The 16,141-nt window shown below is 49.1% G+C and carries 19 protein-coding genes; 4 read left to right on the plus strand and 15 right to left on the minus strand.

Going from position 1 to position 16,141, the window contains the following annotated elements:
- Positions 1-74: 74 nt before the first annotated feature.
- The 3 genes from BLS58_RS01870 to gpr all read right to left on the minus strand — a co-directional run bounded on the left by BLS58_RS01870 (position 75) and on the right by gpr (position 2,646).
- On the minus strand, positions 75-347 hold the full coding sequence (locus BLS58_RS01870; RefSeq protein WP_090395845.1) for a hypothetical protein: 273 nt from the start codon (positions 345-347) through the stop codon (positions 75-77).
- A gap of 16 nt (positions 348-363) precedes the next feature.
- Complete coding sequence (spoIIP, locus tag BLS58_RS01875) at positions 364-1,506, minus strand: stage II sporulation protein P (RefSeq protein WP_176764550.1); 1,143 nt, start codon at positions 1,504-1,506, stop codon at positions 364-366.
- A 63-nt stretch (positions 1,507-1,569) separates the two neighbouring features.
- Entirely contained in the window at positions 1,570-2,646 is a 1,077-nt protein-coding gene (gpr, locus tag BLS58_RS01880) for a GPR endopeptidase (RefSeq protein ID WP_090395847.1), read from the minus strand.
- Between the two features lie 149 nt (positions 2,647-2,795).
- Between gpr and rpsT the strand changes: the two genes are divergently transcribed.
- Positions 2,796-3,071 (plus strand): 30S ribosomal protein S20, encoded by a 276-nt coding sequence (gene rpsT / locus BLS58_RS01885; protein ID WP_090395848.1) that lies wholly within the window; start codon positions 2,796-2,798, stop codon positions 3,069-3,071.
- 143 nt (positions 3,072-3,214) lie between these two features.
- Here the strand turns inward: rpsT and holA are convergent, their stop codons facing one another.
- Entirely contained in the window at positions 3,215-4,249 is a 1,035-nt protein-coding gene (gene holA / locus BLS58_RS01890; protein ID WP_090395849.1) for a DNA polymerase III subunit delta, read from the minus strand.
- A gap of 355 nt (positions 4,250-4,604) precedes the next feature.
- On the opposite strand from holA, the gene BLS58_RS01895 reads away from it, so the two are divergent.
- Positions 4,605-4,739 (plus strand): YqzM family protein, encoded by a 135-nt coding sequence (locus tag BLS58_RS01895; RefSeq protein ID WP_090395850.1) that lies wholly within the window; start codon positions 4,605-4,607, stop codon positions 4,737-4,739.
- Between the two features lie 32 nt (positions 4,740-4,771).
- Here the strand turns inward: BLS58_RS01895 and BLS58_RS01900 are convergent, their stop codons facing one another.
- The 3 genes from BLS58_RS01900 to BLS58_RS01910 form a co-directional block, all read right to left on the minus strand.
- Positions 4,772-7,090, minus strand: coding sequence for a DNA internalization-related competence protein ComEC/Rec2 (locus tag BLS58_RS01900; protein WP_176764551.1), 2,319 nt, complete (start codon positions 7,088-7,090; stop codon positions 4,772-4,774).
- 346 nt (positions 7,091-7,436) lie between these two features.
- Entirely contained in the window at positions 7,437-8,708 is a 1,272-nt protein-coding gene (locus BLS58_RS01905) for a homocysteine synthase (RefSeq protein ID WP_090395852.1), read from the minus strand.
- A gap of 278 nt (positions 8,709-8,986) precedes the next feature.
- Positions 8,987-9,619, minus strand: a complete 633-nt coding sequence (locus BLS58_RS01910) for a helix-hairpin-helix domain-containing protein (RefSeq protein ID WP_090395853.1) — start codon at positions 9,617-9,619, stop codon at positions 8,987-8,989.
- Between the two features lie 93 nt (positions 9,620-9,712).
- On the opposite strand from BLS58_RS01910, the gene comER reads away from it, so the two are divergent.
- On the plus strand, positions 9,713-10,540 hold the full coding sequence (gene comER, locus BLS58_RS01915) for a late competence protein ComER (RefSeq protein WP_090395854.1): 828 nt from the start codon (positions 9,713-9,715) through the stop codon (positions 10,538-10,540).
- Between the two features lie 23 nt (positions 10,541-10,563).
- Here comER and BLS58_RS01920 read toward each other — a convergent pair whose 3' ends face one another.
- Genes BLS58_RS01920 through BLS58_RS01955 form a run of 8 tightly spaced genes read right to left on the minus strand, consistent with a single transcriptional unit; the run spans position 10,564 to position 15,578 of the window.
- The gene (locus tag BLS58_RS01920; RefSeq protein WP_245723028.1) at positions 10,564-11,277 is read right to left on the minus strand and encodes a class I SAM-dependent methyltransferase; all 714 of its coding nucleotides are present in this window, start codon (positions 11,275-11,277) and stop codon (positions 10,564-10,566) included.
- Positions 11,278-11,319: 42 nt separating this feature from the next.
- Entirely contained in the window at positions 11,320-11,670 is a 351-nt protein-coding gene (gene rsfS / locus BLS58_RS01925; protein WP_090395856.1) for a ribosome silencing factor, read from the minus strand.
- Entirely contained in the window at positions 11,671-12,246 is a 576-nt protein-coding gene (gene yqeK / locus BLS58_RS01930) for a bis(5'-nucleosyl)-tetraphosphatase (symmetrical) YqeK (protein ID WP_090395857.1), read from the minus strand. It abuts the gene before it with no gap.
- The gene (locus tag BLS58_RS01935; protein WP_090395858.1) at positions 12,236-12,814 is read right to left on the minus strand and encodes a nicotinate-nucleotide adenylyltransferase; all 579 of its coding nucleotides are present in this window, start codon (positions 12,812-12,814) and stop codon (positions 12,236-12,238) included. The genes yqeK and BLS58_RS01935 overlap by 11 nt, the downstream gene beginning before the upstream one ends.
- 15 nt (positions 12,815-12,829) lie before the next feature.
- A complete protein-coding gene (yhbY, locus tag BLS58_RS01940) occupies positions 12,830-13,123 on the minus strand; it encodes a ribosome assembly RNA-binding protein YhbY (protein WP_090395859.1) in 294 nt (97 codons plus the stop codon).
- Positions 13,107-13,949, minus strand: a complete 843-nt coding sequence (gene aroE, locus BLS58_RS01945) for a shikimate dehydrogenase (RefSeq protein WP_090395860.1) — start codon at positions 13,947-13,949, stop codon at positions 13,107-13,109. Before aroE ends, yhbY begins: the two co-directional genes overlap by 17 nt.
- Before the next feature lie 2 nt (positions 13,950-13,951).
- Positions 13,952-15,061 carry a ribosome biogenesis GTPase YqeH gene (yqeH, locus tag BLS58_RS01950; protein ID WP_090395861.1) on the minus strand — a complete coding sequence of 370 codons (1,110 nt, stop codon included), beginning with the start codon at positions 15,059-15,061 and terminating at the stop codon, positions 13,952-13,954.
- Complete coding sequence (locus BLS58_RS01955) at positions 15,054-15,578, minus strand: YqeG family HAD IIIA-type phosphatase (RefSeq protein WP_090395862.1); 525 nt, start codon at positions 15,576-15,578, stop codon at positions 15,054-15,056. Before BLS58_RS01955 ends, yqeH begins: the two co-directional genes overlap by 8 nt.
- 311 nt (positions 15,579-15,889) lie before the next feature.
- On the opposite strand from BLS58_RS01955, the gene BLS58_RS01960 reads away from it, so the two are divergent.
- Positions 15,890-16,072, plus strand: a complete 183-nt coding sequence (locus BLS58_RS01960) for a sporulation histidine kinase inhibitor Sda (RefSeq protein ID WP_425433658.1) — start codon at positions 15,890-15,892, stop codon at positions 16,070-16,072.
- The last annotated feature ends 69 nt before the right edge of the window (positions 16,073-16,141 follow it).

Genomic DNA, 16,141 nt, shown 5'->3' on the forward strand with positions numbered 1-16,141 from the left:
CTTCTGATCCCTCTCGGGCCGAATCCAACACCTTTTGAGGGATCACATCACGCTTCTGATCCCTCTCTCACTTCTCACCTCCCACTTCCATTACCACCAAGCGTTTGTCCGAGTTGTGAGAAAAAATTCGTACTGCCGCTTTCTTTTACATCCTCCTGTCTCTCCCTGAGATCATTTTCCACTCCCTCTTCTGCCGGGTCTTCGTCTGTAACAAAGGCTATCGTTTCCCCTTCTTCCTGGTGTAATTGCCCCCATTGATGATAAGCATAATAATGACCGGAGAGTACGCCTGTTAAAAACATGACAAGAGCTGTCAGCAAGCTAAAAAACGCGTATTTCATTCGCATTGTTGATCCCCCTCCATCATTCTTCCTCTTCCATTTCTTCATGAATATATTCCTGTAAAACCTCAGCCATGGCATCAGCGCTGCGGTATACTTCTTCAAACGTATTATCGACGCCGCCGAATTCAATGAGCATAGCGTTCGGAGACAAATCCTGATTGTAAACGCCATTGACCCCGGCGCCTCCGCGGGTGATGACCCCACGACTTAAACCGGGCCACTGCTCTTCCAGGCGATTATGCAAGTCTTCGGCCATCGCGAGATTCTGTTCATAGTCCGGGTGGTCTTCCCCGATGACAAAGAAGGTTCGTGCATAGACGTCATCGTTGATTGTCGCCGTGGTATGTTCCCGTGCTACCGAGTCACGGTGCAGATCAAAGAAAAACGCCAGCTCATCGTTTTCTTCCATATCTTCAACAAGGATCTCGCGGGACATATCATAGGACTGACTGTAATCCCAGTCGCGTTCGTTTAACTTCGCCTGAATGTCATGTTCGGACACTTCCACGGGCAACCCATGCTCCCGGAGTTGATCGGCGAAGTATTGGCCGACTTGAACGATGTTCGTCTCGGGATGATTCGGGTCCCCTCCTTCAATTTCCGGCAAAAAGGATTCGCGACTGTGGGAATGCAAAAGGTGAATGATCGGTTCCTCATCATCGATCTCAGGGGGATCATCCTCTACGGCATCGCTCGCCTCTTCGTCCGTTTCCGGAAGTTCATCGAGATGTTCCTCGGCCGGAGGTCCCGATTCGATGGACATATTTGTAAAATCAGTGCCCTGCCCTGCGATGACGAGGGTGTCGTCAAAGCCGGAAAAACCGGGAATTTCACGCCCTAAAAATGTGCGTGGATCCTCAAGATTCATATTCGTGGCAATCTCAAAGGCCGCAGTTGTCAAACTGGGCGGGGAGGGGTCATGCATCGCGTCTAAATAATAACGGTTTTCCGCTCCAAGTAGATGAACGAACCAATCGCTTTGCATTTGCGCCGTCCAGTCATTGAGGGCTGAAGACGCAAACCGACTATGATTCTCAGCCGTCGTTAACATGGCGATGATAAGAAAAGTCATGACGATAAAGGCGATAAGCCCCATTACGGTTGACTGGACTTTCGCTTTCGACAGCGAGTAAACTCCGGCCTGGCTCTTTGGTCTGCGCAAGGGCATGTCCCTCCTTACGCTACCATTCTATGAGACATCTCTTTTACTAGAACAACCGATTTTTCAGCGGGTATAATGCCCGCTGGAATCTATCGTCACGGCTTTATGAAAGGTAATGTTCAAGGCCTCGGCAATCACATTCGCCATGTCTTCCATAAACGTATCGACTTCTTTAGGCGTGACCATGAGGTTATGGCCGAGAGGCGAGAGCACCTCTTGAATGAGTTTGCGTTTATCTTCATCTTCCAATGTCCCGACGATGCCAAAATATTTTTGTCGGTCCTGTTCATCCGGCAAGTCTTCCTCGTTAAGTTTTTTTCGTTCACCGAAAGTCATTCCTGCTGGGGTTAGGGCGTTTGCCGGTTTTTTTCGGTCTTTGACTTCACGGCCGAAATGCTTAAAAAGAAAATCGATTGTATCACTCGTAATCGATACGGCATCGACCACCGTCGGAATGCCAATCGCGATCACGGGGACGCCGAGTTCTTTTTCATTCAGCTGTTTGCGCGCATTTTGCACACCGGAACCGGGATGAATGCCTGTATCGGAAATTTGAATCGTAGCGTTCACCCGCTCGATGGAGCGGGCAGCCAAAGCATCGATGGCAATGACGAAATCCGGATTCGTCTTTTCGACGATACCGTGGAGAATTTCGCTCGTTTCAATTCCCGTCACCCCCATTACGCCGGGGGAAATGGCTGATATATCCCGATATCCGTCTTCGTTCTGAATACGGCCGAGTTCAAACAAATGCCGAGTCACCACCAACTGTTCCACGGCTTTGGGGCCGAGGGCATCGGGGGTGACGTCACGATTTCCCAGACCAATAACGAGGCCGCTGCTGTTTTCATCCACCCCGGAAGCTTGCAAAAACGATATCAATTCTTCGCTCAGGATACGGATAAGCCGCGCTTGCATATTCGTATCTTTTTCCCGGATACCAAGCGTTTCCAGCGTTAAATACTTCCCCGGAAGCCTCCCGCTGTACTCGGCGCCCTGCTCGTCAATATCAACATGGACAATCGTAATATCATCAACTTCCCGTTCTTGCACATCAATGCCGGTTTTGTCCTGATTCGGCAGCACATTCTCATCTTCCACCGCGAGGTCACTGCGGGGTTGAAACCGTTGCTCGTCCATTTATCTCATCTTCCCTTCAGGGTGTTTTTATATATTTTTTTCTATCGAATATAAAATATACAAAAACGTCACCTTGCAAGGGATCCGTGTATTTGATACAATCCACTTTGTCAATATCATTGCAATCGAACTTTCGGGAGGTGAAAGATTTGCCTAATATTAAACAAGCAAAAAAACGTGCGCGTAAGAGTGAAGAGCAACGCGTCAAAAATCAGGCGTTCAAATCGTCCATGCGCACAGCGATTAAAGAATTCGACAAAAAGGTTGAAGCTGACGATATCGAAGGCGCAAAAAACGTTTTTGTTCTGGCTGAACAAAAGTTGGACAAAGCGGCACAAAAGGGACTCATTCACAAAAATACCGCTGCCCGTAAAAAGTCGCAATTGGAACGGAAATTGAATCAAGCGCAGGCAACGGCAAGCTAAACCAGTTGCACAGAACGACTCCCGCCGAGTCGTTTTTTTTAGCAGGTAAGAAAGTATAAACCACTTTCTTATCATGCATAAGTGCAACTAAGGCTTTCGCCAGGCTTGGCGATAAGCCAAGTTTTCTTTATTTGAAGCGCCCCTCACCCCGCCAGCACGCGCGGAAGGCGAGCGATTAAGAGTGCTACGCCGCTCTTTTTTTCCATCGTTCCTTGCTTCATTTTGTAATCCGTTTCCGCGATGAATGAAAGGGCACGTGCAATCGCTTCCTCCTGCACGGATTGGGCTTTCGCGCGCAAACGTTTGGCTACGAATGGAGGGACTCCTAATTGCGAAGCCATTTTTTGTTGGTTGTAACCCCGTTTGCTCATCTCCCTGGCCATACCCATCATACGAAACTGGCGGCCGATCAGGACGATGATTTTGATCGGTTCTTCGCCGGTTCGCAAGAGATCGTCGAATAATTGCAGGGCTTTCCCGGTCTGATTCTCACTCACCGCATCGATAAGCTGAAAGATATTGTCTTCCAAACTTCTCGGTACGAGCACTTCTACGTCAGAGGCTGTAATTTCACCGCTAAAATTGACATATTGCGCACATTTTTGTATTTCTTTCTCCAATATTAATAAGTCGCCGGGGGATTTTGCCAGCAAAGTTTCGAGCGCTTCAGCGCTTAGTGTCACGTTTTGCCCGCGGGCTTGTTCCGTTACCCAGCGCTGTAATTTTTCCCCTGTTAACGGGGCTGCTTCCACCGTTTCCCCCGCGGCTTTTAATTTTTTGACGACTTTTTTGCGCTCGTCCACCTTTTCGGCCTCGACCGTGAAAATCACAATATCATCCGGCGAAGGCTCCGCCAGAAAAGCCTCCAGTTTTTTCAAGTCATGCGCCGGCATATCCTTATCCCGGGCACCTGTCAGAAAACGGGCGTGCGAAAGGACGATGACGCGGCCGGAACCGAAAAACGTCACTGTCTCAGCTTCTTCAAGCCCTTCCTGGACAGGCACTTCCCTCATATCGAAGCGCGCGAAGTTCACCGTTCTGTCCTCTTCTGCCAGGGCATGCTTTTTGATCTCATGAATCAAATCGTCAACGATGTACCTTTCCGTACCGTAAAAAAAATAAACAGATGAAAAATGACCGGATTGAATATTTTTTTTCGTTTGCAAATACGCGCTCATGACACACACGCCTCTTTTCGTATGTATATTTCATATCCCTTCTCCTTATCCTAAAGAAAACTTGGCTTTTCGCCAAGCATGGCGAAAGCCTTAGTTGCACTTATGCACCTAAATATCCAGCACAAAAGGCAGCGCATGCGCGTGCGCCGCCTTTATTTTATAATAAACGTTGGTACGAAGGCCTAGGAATCCGCGCACCAACGATATTAGTGCCTGTAATCGTTATTTTATCCTATGCCGCTGGCATTTATGGGTGACAACTCTTAACAATCAACAGAGGGAATAAATCGCGAAGAAAATGTAGATTTTTTTTCGTGCATGTCTTATACTGGACGAAGGACAAGGAGGGTCACCGTTGAGTAATGAATTCGAAAAGGATGTGCAGAGCAAGCGTAACGATTTTCTTGATGGAGCGGTCGGATTTGTCGCTTCCTTTGGGTTTTTTGCAACCATACTCATTCTGGCGGTCGTTATCGAAGCGATCGCGTAAAGAAAACCAAGGCGTTTATGCCTTGGTTTTTTTTATTCGGACACTTTTCTTTCCACCTTCCAACCCGTGTCTTGGTACACGAACCGTATCGCTCCCTGAAGATCCGTTCGATAAATGTGCACGTCCGCTTCCTCGAGATTACTGATAACGTCAGGATGCGGGTGGTTATAGCGGTTGTCCTTCCCTGCCGAGATCACCGCCGCCGTTGGCTCTAGATGTTCTACAAACGCTTGTGTCGTCGACGTTTGACTGCCGTGATGCCCCGCTTTTAAAACATCCGCCCTCAAGTGCGGATACTCCCTGACCAACCGTTGTTCTCCCTCCGCTTCCAGGTCTCCGGTGAATAACCAGCGCGTGTCATACATATTTGCGTCAATGACAATCGAATCGTCATTATCCGTCTGTCCGTCCCCATGACGAGTCGGATGTAAAATCTGAAAAGTATACGCGCCTACAGACCAGTGCATACCTTCATGAACGAACGCCAGCTCCGCCCCTTGCTCCCGCGCGTGCAAAAGAAAAGCCTCTACGGCTGGGCCGTCGACTTCTACACGTGGATATAAAAGCGTGCCCACATCCATCTGTTCGGTCACGGCAAAAAGACCGCCGTAATGATCATAGTCTCCGTGCGTGACGATCACTTTATCCACATGCCGGATGCCGAGCGACTGCAAATAAGGCACGACCGTCTGCCTCCCCGGGTCGGGTTGTTGCTCCCGTTCCTGCCAGTCCTCGCGCGGAAACATGACCGTACCTCCGCCATCGATCAGATAAACAGCTTGTCTATAAGGCAATTCGATTAAGATACTGTCTCCCTGTCCGACATCGATAAAAGTCACCCGCAATTGTCCGTCCACATACGGTTGCACGTATTGAAAAATCGCCGTAGCCACAAACAGACTAATGGCAAAGATGACAGTTTTTCGTCTCTTTTCAAATAAAATCAACGCTACGATTATGATCACAAACATCGCGATCACCCAAACACCGGACGGTCGGCCAAACACAGCGATCATTCCGCCATTTTGATGCAGAAATGTAAAAAATCCGTGCAGAAAAGCGACGATATTTTCCAATAGAAAAAACCAAAAGGAAGCCAAAAAGGTAGTCAGCATCGAAAGGAAAAATAAAATCCAGACCATCGGTAAAATGATGAGGGAAACGATGGGAACGTAGATGATATTAAGAGGTAAACTGACGAGGGAATATGTATGGAAATGATAGACAATCAGCGGAAATGAAATCACCTGGGCGAGCATAGATACGAGCATAAACTGATGAATACGACGCTTTGCCTGTCGGAAAATAGCCGCGGAAGCGATGAGCGCAAATGAAATCGTAAAAGAAAGCTGAAAGCCGACGTGAAAAAGTAGATAAGGATCATGCATGAGCAAAACGAGAAAAGCAAGGCTGATGCCATCGATCGGCTGCAGTTGAATACGAAAACGAAAACACAATAACACAAAACACGTCATAAGCACCGCTCTTAAAACGGAAGGAGCTGCCCCTGCCAACAGGGCGTATACCGGTAACAGCAAAAGCAGAAGCTCGCAAACCCGCTCACGACTAATGCCTGAACGCACGAACAGCAAAAAGAGAAAGCCACTCACAATCCCCACGTGCAAGCCTGAAATCGCGAGCAAATGAATAATCCCCAAATCCTGGTACGCTTCCAGCGTATCGGCTTCCATATGGGAGCGTTCCCCGAAAAGCAAGGCGGCTGCCAATCCCTGAAGCTCGGGAGGAAAAACGTCTTCGATATACCGAATCCCGGTATGCCGCCATTGTTTGAGGCTCGTCAGCCACGTGCCGTCCGCTTCCCGACAGCTCATTTCGTCTTCTCCGTGCACATGCTGAAGCGTCCAGTGAACCCCTTGTTCATATAAATAGTTTTGATAATCAAAAGCGTTAAAATTCCGAGCCGAGCTTGGCGTGCTGATCTCTCCCGCGATCGTGCATTCGTGTCCGGGGTTTAATTGCTGAAACGCGGCAAGTGCGTCCTCTTCAGTAACACGCGCGGAGACTTGCACACGCTCGTTATGCTCTGGCAATTGCAGGAAAAAGGAAATACGATCCCCGTCCAGCTCGGGCACATTGTCTACCCGCCCCTGAATCGTATGTACATGTTCCGAAAGCACCGTATCATTTTGTTCGTCGTAAACGTATGCCCATATAAATGTGCACACGCCGACAAACACGAGGGTGAGCAGCGTAAAAAACGATCGATTTTTAAAACTTAGATAACCGAAAACTATAAACGCGCTGCTGATGATCAAGCCTTGATGAGGAGAAAGGGCAGCGGCGACACCAAAGCATGCCGCCACCGCCCAAAGAAAAGATTGACCGCGCAAGGGATCGATCACCCTTTCTGGAGGTGAGAGGTGGGAGGTGGGAAAAAGATAGTGAAAAACGGTTAATAGTGCTCTAACGTGTTATAGGGGCAGTCGTTGGGTCGTTATTATGGGCTTTTGACGAACTAACGCGTTATGGCGAATGGCGTTGGGTCGTCAGCATGGGCTTTTGACGACCTAACACGTTATGGCGAATGGTGTTGGGTCGTCAGCATGGGCTTTTGACGACCTAACGCGTTATAGCGAATGGCGTTGGGTCGTCAGCATGGGCTTTTGACGGCCTAACGCGTTATGGCGAATGGCGTTGGGTCGTCAAAGTCGTGTGTAGAGAGCTCTTTGACCTCCTCTATTCCAACGCTTGTTCAATATCCGCGATGATGTCATCGACGTGTTCAATGCCTACGGATAAGCGGACAAGTTCGGGGGAAACGCCTGCTCTTCTTTGTTCTTCCTCGGTGAGTTGTTGATGGGTGGTGCTCCCCGGATGAATGACGAGGGATTTGGCATCCCCGACATTGGCGACGTGGGAATGAAGGTTCACCTTTTCAATAAAAGATTTTCCGGCTTCATATCCTCCCTTGACACCGAAGGTTAAAATCGCCCCTTGTCCTTTCGGAAAATATGTTTGCCCAAGCTCATAACTGGGATGAGAAGGCAATCCGGCATAATTCACCCATTCCACGCTTGGGTGATTTTCGAGATATTCCGCGACTTTCTGGGCGTTCTCGCTATGTCTTTCCATCCGTAAATGCAGGGTTTCCAGGCCTTGCAGCAGATGAAAGGCATTCGTCGGCGAGAGCGCAGGGCCAATGTCGCGCATCAAGCGGATGCGTGCCCGCATAATAAAAGCCAATTCACCGACGGCTTCGGTAAGGACCAGTCCGTGATAGCTCGGGTCCGGTTCTGTTAACATTGGAAAGTCGCCGGCTGACCAATCGAATTGACCGCTGTCCACGATGACTCCACCCATGGTTGTCCCGTGTCCGCCGATAAATTTCGTCGCGGAATGAACGACAATATCGGCACCATGATCGATGGGGCGATTGAGAATCGGGGTCGCGAGCGTCGCATCGACCATCAGGGGAATACGCGCTTCATGAGCGACATCGGCAACGGCCCTTGTATCAAGCACATTCCCCTCGGGATTGCCGATCACTTCGGCAAAAACGAGCTTTGTCTTGTCGGTGATCGCCGCTCTAAACGCTTCCGGATCATCGGATTCTACAAAGTGGACGTGGATGCCGATATCAGGCAAAGTGTGGGCAAACAAATTATTCGTGCCGCCGTAAAGCGAACTGGAGGAGACGATTTCATCCCCGGTACGGCAGATATTCAGGATCGCAAGATAGAGGGCGGCACTCCCGCTCGCAGTGGCCAGCGCGCCCACCCCGCCTTCCATGGCCGCGAGGCGTTTTTCGAGCACATCGTTGGTCGGGTTCATGATGCGGTTATAAATATTTCCCGGTTCGGCTAACGAAAATAAATTCGCCGCGTGATCCGGGTCATCAAATCCATACGACGTCGTCTGATAAATCGGCACAGCCCGTGCTTTCGTTGTCGGGTCAACTTCCTGTCCGGCATGAATGGCACTCGTTTCCAATTTCCACTGCTCGCTCATTCGCTCACATCCTTAAATATTCAGATTGAAATACTTTGGTTTTATTTATCGTACGAAACGTTGCAAAAAAAGTCAATGTACTAGATGTGAGAGATGGGATGTGGGATGTGAGAAATCGGTTGGGATACTTTTTACGCCATCCCACCTCGATTCACACCCAACGAGCGCGGTTATCCCCTTGGGCTGAATTTTCTTCTCGGGGGCCAACTGAGCGTTCACCCATCCCCCCCTGAGACCGGTTTTTCCTCGCTGTTCGAGCCTGCCCGGGCGATATTCGACTAATTCACTTCAATAGAATCTTCCAGTTTTTCAAAGGTCTTTTCTCCAATGCCGCTCACATTTTGTATATCACCTGGTTGCTCAAAATTGCCGTTTTCTTCCCGATATTGCACGATCGCTTCCGCAGTGACCGGGCCCACCCCTGATAATTGTTGCAACGCGGCTTCATCAGCAGCGTTAATATTCACATTTTCACCACTCTCTTCACTGCCGGCGTTTTCTGTTCCTTCTTCCCATATATCTTGGTCTTCCTCATCTTCATGTGGCACATAGACGACCATTTCATCCTCGAGTTTTTTTGCAAAATTCACCCCGTTTTGATTAGCCTCTTCCGTTAATCCGCCCGCCTCATGAATGGCGTCATCGATCCTCCGGTCCGGATCCAGTGCATATATCCCCGGATCGATGACTTCACCTTTAACATCGACAAAAACGTCCTCCGTCGCTTCTTCGTCCCCTGGTTCTGTTTCGACCTCCTCCTCGACGGGCTCTCCTTCCTCGAATAAAAGATCATCCTCCCCGAGGGGTTCCTCATCGACATTCGCCGAAGGGGAAACTAACCACATACCGCCGAAAACGGTGATGATGATACCGAGGATGATGCCACCATATGTAAGGTAGCGTTGATTCATATAAAACACTCCCCCTTTTGTCACGGTTATGGTACTTGCCGGGCTCGCATACAACAGTAAGAGGACTCTATATAAGGGCTGGAGGGATTTTTCATGGACGTCGGGATCATCGGAACGGGGAACATGGGGACGATGCTTGCGGAAACATTTATCACTTCCGGTGCCGTCCCCGAGGAGAAGCTTTGCTTGACCAACCGCGATTTGCAAAAAGCCGAAGCCATCCGTTACCAATATACAAGTGTCAATGTCATGCCTAACGCCACACGCGTAGCCCGCAGGTGTCGCCTGATTTTTGTCTGTGTCCGCCCCGCGCAGTTTCCAACCATTCTGGACGCGATTCAGTCTTGTATCGACAGCGAAGACATCGTCGTTTCCATTACGAGCCCGGTGACACTTGCACAACTGGAAAGTGTCGTTCCCTGCAAAGTGGTACGCGCGGTACCGAGCATTACCAACCGAAGTCATACGGGGGCCTCTTTGATCACCTACGGCGACGGCTGGTCACCACAAGCACAGGCGTGGTTCGAAGACTGGATGAGCCAATTTAGCGTGCCGCAAATCGTGTCGGAAGAAACGATCCGTGTCAGTTCCGATATCGTAAGCTGTGGTCCGGCTTTTTTTGGGTATTTACTGGAGGAAATGACGACATCCGCGGTGCGAAAAACTGATCTGACGAAAGAACAAGCAGAACGGTTGGCAGAGGAAATGATGATAGGTTTGGGACGTTTATTCTCGGAGCGATTGTACAGTCTGGAGACATTGCAGGAAAAAGTGAAAGTACCCGGCGGGGTCACAGGCGTGGGGATTGAGGTGTTAAAACAAACCGAAGGGGTCTTTGATGAGCTCTTTACAGCGACACATGAAAAATTCGCCGAGGACCAAAAAATGCTGCGAAAAGCATTCGCTGATCGGTTAAAATAAAGATATCACAACGGCGGCAAAAGTCAAGCTTTTTTTGCCGCCGCGAAGAAAATGCGCTCGCTCTCTGTTTGTGGCGCAAAACGTGTAAAATCAGCCGTTATTTCCGGCTTGGCAAAGCCCGCTCTCTCTAGCCAGTCAGTATATTGTGCCATAGAGAACGTCCGCTGCCGGTGAAGTTCATCATAGCGAGCAAACTTCCCGTCCGCCCGGCGTTCAAAAAACGTGAGCTCATGTTCAACGGTTCCCGGCACGTCTTCACCTGCAAAACTGTTCCAGATCAAAGCGAGTTCATCTGCCGCGTCGCCGTAAGTAAAGCCCGGATACTGCTGTTCGACTTTATACAACGAATGAACGTCGAATAACAGGCTGCCACCAGGTTTCAGGGATTTATAAAAGGCATGAAAAGCCTGCTGCACCTCTGTTTCATCCTGGAGGTAATTGAGTGCATCACAATAAACGATGATGACGTCTACAGGTTGATCCAACTCCAGAAAAGACATATGCTGGGCACGCAAACGAGGGGAGATGCCGTTTTGAGTGCGGATCTTTTCGTCGGCGATCGCGAGCATTTCCGGCGAAACATCAACCCCCTGCACGTCGTATCCCCGGGAGAGCAGCATGGACATCAACGTGCCCGTGCCACAGCCAACGTCCGCGATCGACGGTATGTCCGCCTCTCGTTCATCCAGGTACTTTGTTGTCCATGTCAGCCACTGCTCGTAAGGGGCATCTCCCATCAACGCGTCATACATCCTGGCTCCGTTTACATACACCATCAGTTAAGTCAACACGTGATCCAGAGAGATAACCGGGGCCTCTCCCCATAATTTCTCGAGGTTATAGTATTGGCGGTCGTCTTCATGAAAAATGTGGATGACGACGTTGCCGAGGTCAAGCAGGACCCACTTGCCTTCTTCATACCCTTCCATGCGTTTAACATCGATCTCTTTTTTCTGGGCTTCTTTTTTAATCTCTTCGGCAATCGACTGCACTTGTTGCACCGAAGCGCCATGGCAGATGACAAAATAATCGGCGAGGATGGATATCCCCTGCATGTCCAGAGCCACAATATTCTGGGCACGCTTATCATCGGCCACTTTTACCATCGTTTCCAGTGTTTGATACGTCATTCAAGCACCTCTTTCATTTTTTTGCATAATGGCATCATTGTAAGCCGCAAGTGTCATGGGATGAATCAAGCGCTGGCCTGAAGCCAAATGCTGGATCGTATTCGTGTACGCGGCCAGCAAGGCCGCATCCAAGTCTACCTCGGAAAGCTTACGAACATCCTCAATTCCCGGAAAAGAACGTCCCGGTTCCGTATAGTCGGCCAAAAAGATAATTTTTTCAAATAAACTCATCCCCGGCCGTCCGGTTGTATGCCAGTAAATGGATGAAAAAATTTCCCCGTCCGCAATGCCAAATTCATCGCGAATCATATACGCTCCCGCAGGCGCGTGCAACAATACGCCTCCGTATTCAGAAAAATTTTCATCCGGTTCTTCCCGCTGCAGGACGTCGATGAGGTGATGTTTCGAAAAGGGTTTGCCATAATCATGCAACAGCGCGGCCAGTTCTGCTTTTTCTTCATCTACCCCGTATCTTTTCGCTAAAGAAACGGCTGTGCGCATCACACCGAGGGTGTGTTGATAGCGTTCCTTTGGCAATACTTGCTGCACTTTTTTTTGAAAATGATTATGAGACATATAAACGATTCTCCTCGATGTAGGCTCGAACCGCTTCAGGCACGAGGTAACGGATACTCTCTTGTTTGTGTACCCGTTCCCGGATATCCGAAGAGGAAATCTCCATTTCCGGGACATCCACTTTCACCAGTTCGTCTTCAAACGGGGTTTCCAGCGAATAATGGGGCCGTGACGTCACGACAAACGTGAGTCGTTTCCTCAATTCGTCGATCTTGTTCCACGTGTGCAAACTGGCAGCCATGTCACCCCCGACGATAAAATAAAATTCGTACCCCGGATATTTTTGCTGTAAAATGTCGATCGTATCCAACGTATACGACGGGCCTTTCCGGTTTAATTCGAGCGTGCACAACTGAAATGTCACTTTATCGGCAATCGCCAGCCGGGTCATTTCCACCCGATCATCCGCGGTGGCCATATCCTCATTTTGTTTGTGTGGAGGGGTGCTCGTCGGTATAAACCAGACTTCATCAAGCTGACATGCATCCATGGATTCCTGGGCGATCAGTAAGTGTGCCAGATGCGGCGGATCAAACGTCCCTCCTAAAATCCCTATTTTCCTCCCCATATGAACCTCCTCCGTCTATGGCAGCGAATAATGTGAATCTTTCTTTGCCGGCTTGAATAAAACGATCGTAAAGCCGATGACCTGGACGAGTGTAGACTGGCTTCGTTCGGATAATTTTTGCGCGACGACGGACGTATCTTCCGGGCAGTTTTGCAAAATCGATATCTTGATTAATTCCCGCGCTTCCAGAGCGTCACGAACCTGTGTGACAAGGTTGGGATTGACGCCGTTTTTGCCTACCTGAAAAATCGGTTTGAGCGTTTGTGCTTCCGCTCGCAGAAATTTTTGTTGTTTATTGGTTAGTTTCATTTGTCTCCATCTCCTCGCGGATCATTCGGGACATAAAGGCGCGATCTGCTCGCCTGTCTGTCCAGATTTCATAGGCCAGGGCGGCTTGTTCTATGAACATGGGAAGGCCATTTTGCAAAGCCCTTGCTTTTGGCTTTCCGTATTGAAGCCAGCGCGTTTCCAGAGGGTTATAGATGAGATCACTCAGATATACGTCTGTTTTCATCTCCTCGATCTCCATGGGCAATGAATCTCCCTCGCGCATGCCTAATGACGTCGTATTGATAATGAGATCAAAGGCTGAAAGTCCGCGGATAGCCTCTGAGCGTTCAATCACATCGATCTCTCGAAAACGGGCGATATTCGCCTGTAAATCAAAAGCGCGCGAAGGGGTGCGATTGCTGAGAGCCAGCCGCTTAACCCCGTGTTTAGCCAGAACGGTCGTCACTGCCCGCGCGGCTCCACCCGCGCCAATGACTAAAACGCTCATATCTCCGAGGGCATCGCCGGTCATCTCCCGTAAACCGTTCAAATAACCCTGGCCATCAGTATTGTACCCGTGCCACTTGCCCCCGCGATTAACCACCGTATTGACGGCGCCGATCACCAACGCTTCATCGTCAACGGCATCCAGTAACGGGAGGATATTGACTTTATGGGGAACGGTCACATTAAAACCGCTGACTCCCAACGTCTGCAAGGCCGCAATCGCCGTTTCCAGATTCTCTGGTTTCACATCGTATCTTGTATAAATCGCTTCTCTGCCGACAACGTCAAAATGGCGGTTATGAATCATTGGAGATTTGGAATGTCCGATTGGATGGCCGATCACTGCGTAGTTTTCCATCGTTAAATAATCGCCTCTCTTGTAATCACTTCAACATGTTCCGGTGCGTATATATCAATTTTAGCCCCTGCATTCCCGACTGTAATCCATCCTAAACCGGGAATAACGATATCGGTTTTATCCTGTTGAATATGAAAAGACTGTCGCTTGAAAGGAGGAATGTCTGTCAGAGACGCTTTTTCCGGCGGCGATAACAATGTTTCGCCGGCATGCTTTTCATATAATTCGTCGGCGTTGACGAGCTTCGTGCGATGAGGCTTAAAAGCCGGCGGAAAATAACAGACGAAATGATTGGCTTCGCCACTGACAAAATCCATGCGCGCCAACCCGCCGAAAAACAGGGTTTGTTCCGGATTCAGTTGATGCACGATCGGCTTGATTTCTTTCTTCGGTTGCAGCGCGGCCATTTCCCGTTGGGGAAGCCTCGCCAGCATCTGTCTGGGATTGATCACGCCGGGCGTGTCATAAAGTTTGCGGCCATCATCCAACGGGAGGTCAATGAAAGCCAGGGTCGTACCCGGAAATGTCGAGGTCGTAATCAGCTGCTCATCATCCCCCTCGAAGAGCTTGATGAGCTGATTAATGAACGTCGATTTCCCTACATTCGTACTTCCGACGATATAGACATCTTTTGCCTGCCTGAGCTCGTCCATCTCTGCTGCGACATGTTTCACATCCTCACTCTTAAACGCATTCATCAGTAACACATCCGACGGTGTCCAGCCTCTTTGCAAAGCATCTTTTTTAAGCCACGTTTTCAGTTTGCGTTCATTTACGGACTTCGGCAATAAATCACGTTTATTGCCGACGAGCAACAAGGTGTTATTTTTTAACACATCCCGCTCCAGGAGCCAGCTGCCTTCAACGTCAAAGAGATCTACGAGTAAAACAATCAACGCGTCGGTACGCCCGATCGTTTGCAACATCCGCCGGAAATCCTCAGCTTGCAGGGGAATATCAGGTTTCTCATTATAATGTTTTAAACGAAAACAGCGCTGACATACAATGACCGCGCGGTCAAGGGCAGCCGGAGGGGCATAGCCCGTTTGCGACGCATCGGATGTTTGGATGGGGACGCCGCACCCCGAGCAGATGATCGTTTCTTCACTCATTCGATCGTTCGCCTCCAATGACTTTGTTCTGATTCAGTTTGCGCATGACACGCTGTTCGATTTTACGATTCACCTTGGTGGCCCACCCATCGGTTTCAGCCACGGGAACGACAAGAATCGTATAAAATCCTCCCCGGTTACCTCCGAGCACATCGGTAAGGATTTGATCCCCGATGACCGCCACTTCATCTGTCTGCAGACCCATTTCCCTTGTTGCCCGGCGAAAGGCCCGCTTCAGCGGTTTTTTTGCGGAATGAATAAATGAGACTCCTGTCGGTTCTGAGAACGTACGCACACGCTTCTTTTTGTTATTGGAGACGATCGTTATTTTTAATCCTTCGTTCTGGAGTTCTTCCAACCAACGTAACAGCTCCGGGGTTGCATCCATTCGATCCCAGGCAACGAGCGTGTTATCAAGGTCTGTAATCACGCCCTTAATGCCTTTTTCCCGTAACTCATCCCGGTCGATCTCGTATATGCTTTCGGCAAATTGATCCGGCATCATCGAAGCTAACATGATCCCCCTCCCTCGGGTCACTTTCTCTCGAACAATCTTGCTAAAGGGAAAGTATACCGATGATTGCGCTTTTTTTCAATCAAGACCTGGTTGCACCATTTTATGCAAAAAAAACGTAAAGACTTATCGACAAATTTTTTATCGACAATATTGTGGATAAATTTATCCACTTCATTCTCTCCTTTATCTCCGAGGTTAAACAATCATTTAAAGCACATATGCACAACTTATCCACGAGAATCTGTGGATAAACGAACTCTTGTTCCACAAACACTTTCCATGATAAAGTATAGATAGAATTTGCCAGTAACATGACTCCCAAGGAGGTGGACCGCGCTTTTCGCGGGCCGGATATGCGTAACCTTTCCGATGAAATGCTCATAGAAGCATACGAAAGAGCTTTGTCCTTGAATTTGAGTGATGATTTTATAGCCGTCATCCAATCAGAAATGGAACGACGTGCCCTAACAGTGACCGAGTCACTTGCCAATTAAATCATTTACATATCGATCCCCCTTGTATTGTGAAGGCGCTGATTAATATATCAGCGTCTTTTCTGTTTA

This window comes from Natribacillus halophilus, from assembly GCF_900100185.1.
GTDB lineage: Bacteria > Bacillota > Bacilli > Bacillales > Marinococcaceae > Natribacillus > Natribacillus halophilus.

What these genes read in the sequence shown, in the direction of transcription:
- BLS58_RS01870 (WP_090395845.1), bottom strand. Translation starts at nt 347, where the DNA reads ATGCGAATGAAATACGCGTTTTTTAGCTTGCTGACAGCTCTTGTCATG.
- gpr (WP_090395847.1), bottom strand. Translation starts at nt 2,646, where the DNA reads ATGGACGAGCAACGGTTTCAACCCCGCAGTGACCTCGCGGTGGAAGAT.
- holA (WP_090395849.1), bottom strand. Translation starts at nt 4,249, where the DNA reads ATGAGCGCGTATTTGCAAACGAAAAAAAATATTCAATCCGGTCATTTT.
- BLS58_RS01905 (WP_090395852.1), bottom strand. Translation starts at nt 8,708, where the DNA reads ATGAGCGAGCAGTGGAAATTGGAAACGAGTGCCATTCATGCCGGACAG.
- BLS58_RS01910 (WP_090395853.1), bottom strand. Translation starts at nt 9,619, where the DNA reads ATGAATCAACGCTACCTTACATATGGTGGCATCATCCTCGGTATCATC.
- comER (WP_090395854.1), top strand. Translation starts at nt 9,713, where the DNA reads ATGGACGTCGGGATCATCGGAACGGGGAACATGGGGACGATGCTTGCG.
- BLS58_RS01920 (WP_245723028.1), bottom strand. Translation starts at nt 11,277, where the DNA reads ATGGGAGATGCCCCTTACGAGCAGTGGCTGACATGGACAACAAAGTAC.
- rsfS (WP_090395856.1), bottom strand. Translation starts at nt 11,670, where the DNA reads ATGACGTATCAAACACTGGAAACGATGGTAAAAGTGGCCGATGATAAG.
- yqeK (WP_090395857.1), bottom strand. Translation starts at nt 12,246, where the DNA reads ATGTCTCATAATCATTTTCAAAAAAAAGTGCAGCAAGTATTGCCAAAG.
- BLS58_RS01935 (WP_090395858.1), bottom strand. Translation starts at nt 12,814, where the DNA reads ATGGGGAGGAAAATAGGGATTTTAGGAGGGACGTTTGATCCGCCGCAT.
- yhbY (WP_090395859.1), bottom strand. Translation starts at nt 13,123, where the DNA reads ATGAAACTAACCAATAAACAACAAAAATTTCTGCGAGCGGAAGCACAA.
- aroE (WP_090395860.1), bottom strand. Translation starts at nt 13,949, where the DNA reads ATGGAAAACTACGCAGTGATCGGCCATCCAATCGGACATTCCAAATCT.
- yqeH (WP_090395861.1), bottom strand. Translation starts at nt 15,061, where the DNA reads ATGAGTGAAGAAACGATCATCTGCTCGGGGTGCGGCGTCCCCATCCAA.
- BLS58_RS01955 (WP_090395862.1), bottom strand. Translation starts at nt 15,578, where the DNA reads ATGTTAGCTTCGATGATGCCGGATCAATTTGCCGAAAGCATATACGAG.
- BLS58_RS01960 (WP_425433658.1), top strand. Translation starts at nt 15,890, where the DNA reads ATGACTCCCAAGGAGGTGGACCGCGCTTTTCGCGGGCCGGATATGCGT.